Genomic DNA, 6,097 nt, shown 5'->3' with positions numbered 1-6,097 from the left:
TACCGGCTCCGGCGGCGAAATCCGCGACGAAGGTGCAACCGGTCGCGGTGCAAAACCGAAAGCCGGGCTGGTGGGCTTCTCCGTTTCCAACCTGCGTATTCCTGGCTTTGAACAGCCGTGGGAAGAAGACTTTGGTAAGCCGGACCGTATTGTTACTGCGCTCGATATCATGACCGAAGGTCCATTGGGCGGCGCGGCGTTTAACAACGAATTCGGTCGTCCGGCGCTGACCGGCTACTTCCGCACCTACGAAGAAAAGGTCAACAGCCACAACGGCGAAGAGCTACGCGGTTACCATAAACCGATCATGCTGGCGGGGGGGATCGGTAACATCCGTGCCGATCACGTGCAAAAAGGTGAGATCGTCGTTGGCGCCAAGCTGATCGTCCTCGGCGGCCCGGCGATGAACATCGGGCTTGGCGGCGGGGCGGCCTCCTCTATGGCTTCCGGCCAGTCTGATGCCGATCTTGATTTCGCTTCGGTACAACGCGACAACCCGGAAATGGAACGTCGTTGCCAGGAAGTTATCGACCGCTGCTGGCAGATGGGCGATGCGAACCCGATCCTGTTTATCCATGACGTTGGCGCAGGCGGTCTGTCTAACGCCATGCCGGAGTTGGTAAGCGATGGCGGTCGCGGCGGTAAGTTCCAGCTGCGCGATATTCTTAGCGACGAGCCGGGTATGAGCCCGCTGGAAATCTGGTGTAACGAATCCCAGGAGCGCTATGTGCTGGCGGTTGCCGCTGACCAGCTACCGCTGTTTGACGAACTGTGTAAGCGCGAGCGCGCGCCGTATGCGGTGATCGGTGAGGCCACTGAAGAACAGCATCTCACACTGAGCGACAGCCACTTCGATAACCAGCCGATCGACATGCCGCTTGATGTGCTGCTGGGTAAAACCCCGAAAATGACCCGCGATGTGCAGACGCTGAAAGCCAAAGGCGACGCCCTGAATCGTGGCGAAATCTCGATTGCAGATGCGGTTAACCGCGTGCTGCATCTGCCGACTGTCGCTGAGAAAACGTTCCTCGTGACGATCGGCGACCGTACCGTTACCGGCATGGTGGCGCGTGACCAGATGGTTGGTCCGTGGCAGATCCCGGTAGCCAACTGCGCGGTCACCACCGCAAGCCTGGATAGCTACTACGGTGAAGCGATGTCTATCGGTGAGCGTGCGCCAGTTGCGCTACTGGATTTCTCGGCCTCTGCGCGTCTGGCGGTAGGTGAAGCGCTGACTAACATGGCGGCAACGCAGATTGGCGATATCAAACGCATTAAACTGTCGGCCAACTGGATGGCGGCTGCGGGTCACCCCGGTGAAGATGCCGGGCTGTACGAAGCGGTAAAAGCCGTTGGGGAAGAATTATGTCCGGCGCTTGGCCTGACTATTCCGGTGGGCAAAGACTCTATGTCGATGAAAACCCGCTGGCAGGAAGGTAATGAGCAGCGTGAAATGACTTCGCCGCTGTCGCTGGTGATCACCGCCTTTGCCCGCGTGGAAGACGTGCGCCACACGATAACCCCGCAGCTCTCTACTGAAGACAACGCCCTGCTGCTGATTGACCTCGGTCTTGGTCACAACGCGCTGGGCGCGACGGCGCTGGCACAGGTTTATCGTCAACTGGGCGACAAGCCTGCCGACGTGCGTAACGTTGAGCAACTGAAAGGCTTCTACGACGCCATTCAGGCGCTGGTCGCGCAGCGTAAGCTGCTGGCCTACCATGACCGTTCCGACGGCGGACTGCTGGTTACGCTGGCGGAAATGGCCTTCACCGGTCACTGCGGTATTGACGCTGATATCCACTCTCTGGGTGACGATCGTCTGGCGGCGCTGTTTAATGAAGAGCTGGGCGCAGTGATCCAGGTTCGCGCTGCTGACCGTGAAGCGGTTGAGGTGTTGCTGGCACAACATGGCCTGGCAGATTGCGTGCACTATCTCGGCCAGGCGGTAACGGGTGACCGTTTCACCCTGAGCGCCAACGGTCAGCCGGTGTTCAGCGAAAGCCGCACCACGCTGCGCATGTGGTGGGCGGAAACCACCTGGCAGATGCAGCGTCTGCGCGACAACCCGGAGTGTGCCGATCAGGAACACGACGCGAAAACCAACGATGCCGATCCTGGCCTCAACGTTAAACTGTCGTTTGATATCAACGAAGATGTTGCCGCCCCGTTCATCGCTACCGGCGCACGTCCAAAAGTGGCCGTGCTGCGCGAGCAGGGCGTGAACTCCCACGTTGAAATGGCGGCTGCCTTCCACCGTGCGGGCTTTGACGCCATCGATGTGCATATGAGCGACCTGCTGGGCGGACGCATCGGTCTGGGTAACTTCCAGGCGCTGGTCGCTTGTGGCGGTTTCTCTTACGGCGATGTGCTCGGCGCAGGGGAAGGCTGGGCGAAGTCGATTCTGTTCAACAACCGCGTCCGTGATGAGTTCGAAACCTTCTTCCATCGCCCGCAAACGCTGGCGCTCGGGGTGTGTAACGGTTGCCAGATGATGTCTAACCTGCGTGAACTGATCCCGGGAAGCGAGCTGTGGCCGCGCTTTGTGCGTAACCACTCCGATCGTTTTGAAGCCCGCTTCAGCCTGGTCGAAGTGACGCAAAGCCCGTCTTTACTGCTTGCCGATATGGTTGGTTCGATGATGCCGATTGCCGTTTCTCACGGTGAAGGCCGTGTGGAAGTGCGTGACGGCGCGCATCTGGCCGCGCTGGAGAGTAAGGGACTGGTGGCGCTGCGCTACGTTGATAACTTCGGTAAGGTGACCGAGACCTACCCGGCTAACCCGAACGGTTCGCCGAACGGAATTACTGCCGTTACTACTGAAAATGGTCGCGTCACCATTATGATGCCGCATCCGGAACGTGTATTCCGTACCGTGAGCAACTCCTGGCACCCGGAAAACTGGGGCGAGGACAGCCCGTGGATGCGTATCTTCCGCAACGCGCGTAAACAGCTCGGGTAATCAGCTCGATAACCTTTAAGCCCCTCTGCGTGAGGGGCTTTTTTTTGTCTGTCATTTTGTAAGCCGGATAAGGCAATTATGCCGCTATCCGACAATGCGTTTAAGTGTCGGGAAATCCCGACATAGGCGGGGTTACGTTGTCGCCAAATGGAGACACTTAATTGTATGATTTACAATGAATTTGTTTTTAAGTGCTGTGGGTGTTGCTGATTGGCGACAGTAAGGGTGAAAAATAGCCAAAATCATTTTTCATATGAATAAGAACATTTTCCATATTTATCATTGTGTTAATAAAGTGTTTTGAACATTGGCACAGATGCTGCATAATATAGCCCAGTGGCTCATTCACCTTCTTATGTCAGCCCCTTCGGGACGTGCTACATAAACTTCGAATGACGCACAACAAGGTGCCTGCCGTCCAACATCTGATATTAGCATCGCTCATATCAACCTTCGGGCGAAACGTCGAGTTAGGCACCGCCTTATTCCACAACAAAGCCGGGTTAATCCCGGCTTTGTTGTATCTGACGTTCCCCTCAGTTAGCATCAACCTATTCCTGTCCATTGAGAGTAACGCCTTGAAGCGCTGGTCTGTTTTCCCCCGATCTTTACGTCAATTAGTTACGTTGGCATTTTTGCTTATCCTGCTGCCGTTGTTAGTTTTGGCCTGGCAGGCGTGGCAAAGTCTGAATGCCCTGAGCGCGCAGGCGGCGCTGACGAACCAAACCACGCTGATTGACGCCAGACGCAGTGAAGCGATGACCAATGCCGCGCTGGAGATGGAGCGTAGCTACCGGCAATACTGTGTGCTTGATGACCCAACGCTGGCTAAGGTTTACCAGAGCCAACGTAAACGCTACAGCGACATGCTGGATGCGCATGCGGGCGTGTTGCCGGATACCAAGCTTTATCAGGCACTGCGTCAGGACCTCAACGATCTCGCGCAGTTGCAGTGCACCAACAGTGGTCCTGATAGCGTGGCGGCGGCGCGGCTGGACGCTTTCGCCAGTGCCAATACTGAAATGGTACAAGCGACGCGCACGGTCGTCTTTTCTCGTGGGCAGCAGCTACAGCAGGAAATAGCCGAACGTGGGCAGTTCTTTGGCTGGCAGGCGCTGGTGCTGTTTCTTGTCAGCCTGGCGATGGTGTTGCTGTTTACCCGCATGATAATCGGTCCGGTGAAGGGCATAGAAAAAATGATCAATCGTCTGGGGGAAGGGCGCTCGCTGGGCGATAGCGTATTATTTACGGGACCCCGGGAGCTGCGCTCCGTGGGGCAGCGCATTATCTGGCTGAGCGAACGTCTCTCCTGGCTGGAGTCACAACGACATCAGTTTTTACGCCACCTGTCCCATGAGCTAAAAACGCCTCTGGCGAGCATGCGCGAAGGTACCGAGCTGTTAGCCGATCAGGTCGTTGGGCCGTTAACGCCAGAGCAAAAAGAGGTGGTCGGTATTCTCGATGACAGTAGCCGCAACCTGCAAAAACTGATTGAGCAACTGCTCGATTACAACCGCAAGCTGGCGGATGACGAGGTTGAGCTTGAACGTGTGGAAATCGCGCCGCTGGTGGAAAGCGTTGTTTCTGCACATAGCCTGCCCGCTCGCGCCAAAATGATACATACTGATGTTGCGCTTGCGGTGAACGCCTGCCTGGCAGAACCGATGCTATTGATGAGCGTGCTGGACAATCTTTATTCCAATGCGGTGCACTATGGCGCTGAATCCGGTAACATTTGGATCCGCAGCAGTTTGCATGGCTCAATGGTATACATTGATGTAATGAATACCGGCACACCGATTCCAGAAGCAGAACAGACCATGATCTTCGAGCCTTTTTTCCAGGGTAGCCATCAGCGAAAAGGGGCGGTAAAAGGAAGCGGGTTGGGGCTGAGCATTGCCAGAGATTGCATCCGCCGTATGCGGGGCAAACTGTATCTGGTTGATGAGCATGCGCAAAACGTTTGTTTTCGCATAGAACTGCCGCTATCTGCAGCGAAAAATCACTAAAATAAACCTAAGTCTGGTGAGTATGCCATACGTTGTTGTCCGAATGCTTAAACGACATTTTTTCCGTCGCGTCATCCTCGCAAGCCTGCCGTGTCTGGCGCTGGTAGGCTGCGTCCCGAACGCGGTGAATCATATTATCGGCGACCCCTCGCAGGAGAAAATTCCGCCTCATCAACTGGCGGACTACCTTGCAACCGACTGTAGCGATATCTGGTCGCTGGCTGGTCAGCCCACAGAGACCAATCCGCTGTACTGGCTGCGGGCGATGGATTGCGCCAATCGCCTGATGCCGGTACAGGCGCGTAGTGAAGCCAGCACGATGATGCCTGATACCTGGCAGGGGGCTTTCAGGCGCGGGATCCTGCTTGATAACGCCAATATTACGCCACCTGAAAGGCGGGAGACGGTTACGCGCCTCGACGTATTAAGCCCGCAAATTCCGCCACAGGTACGCCCGCTGTATCAGGTCTGGCGCAGCAGTCAGACGTTGCAGTTGCAACTGGCCGAAGAGCGTATGCGCTACAGCAAGCTTCAGCAGGCGTCAGACAGCGATCTTGATACGTTACGTCAGCAGCAGCAACATTTGCAGTCTCAGCTCGATCTCACGACCCGCAAGCTGGAGAATCTGACCGATATCGAACGCCAGCTTTCCACGCGCAAACCTGCCGGTAGTTACAACCCTGATGCGCCGCACGGGAACGATAAACTCACCCCACCTGATAACGAGGAAGGCACAGCGCCGTCTGCCGATGAGGTCACGCCATGATAAGCCGTAAGCCCGCGCATCTGCTGCTGGTGGATGACGATCCCGGCCTGTTGAAATTACTTGGAATGCGCCTGACCAGCGAAGGCTACAGCGTCGTAACCGCAGAAAGTGGGCAGGAAGGGTTACGGGTACTGAACCATGAAAAAGTGGATCTGGTTATTAGCGATCTGCGCATGGATGAAATGGACGGCATGAAGCTGTTTACTGAAATCCAGAAAGTGCAGCCGGGAATGCCGGTTATTATCCTTACCGCTCACGGTTCCATCCCCGACGCCGTTGCGGCGACTCAGCAAGGGGTGTTCAGCTTTCTCACTAAGCCGGTCGATAAAGACGCGTTATACCATGCGATCGACGGTGCGT

At 56.1% G+C, this 6,097-nt stretch carries 3 protein-coding genes and 1 pseudogene; all 4 read left to right on the top strand.

Going from position 1 to position 6,097, the window contains the following annotated elements:
• The coding region (gene purL / locus FDW87_RS01660; RefSeq protein WP_252362946.1) for a phosphoribosylformylglycinamidine synthase at positions 1-2,962 on the top strand (2,962 nt) is incomplete at its 5' end.
• Between the two features lie 578 nt (positions 2,963-3,540).
• Positions 3,541-4,971, top strand: a complete 1,431-nt coding sequence (gene qseE, locus FDW87_RS01655) for a two component system sensor histidine kinase QseE/GlrK (protein ID WP_049282310.1) — start codon at positions 3,541-3,543, stop codon at positions 4,969-4,971.
• Between the two features lie 22 nt (positions 4,972-4,993).
• Positions 4,994-5,737 carry a two-component system QseEF-associated lipoprotein QseG gene (gene qseG / locus FDW87_RS01650; protein WP_137379387.1) on the top strand — a complete coding sequence of 248 codons (744 nt, stop codon included), beginning with the start codon at positions 4,994-4,996 and terminating at the stop codon, positions 5,735-5,737.
• Positions 5,737-6,097 (top strand): annotated as a pseudogene (gene qseF, locus FDW87_RS21495) (two-component system response regulator QseF/GlrR); the annotation flags it as partial. The gene qseG and the pseudogene qseF, both read left to right, overlap by 1 nt.

Source organism: Citrobacter sp. wls826, assembly GCF_005281245.1.
GTDB lineage: Bacteria > Pseudomonadota > Gammaproteobacteria > Enterobacterales > Enterobacteriaceae > Citrobacter > Citrobacter braakii.
This window is presented reverse-complemented; position numbering and strand designations above follow the sequence as displayed.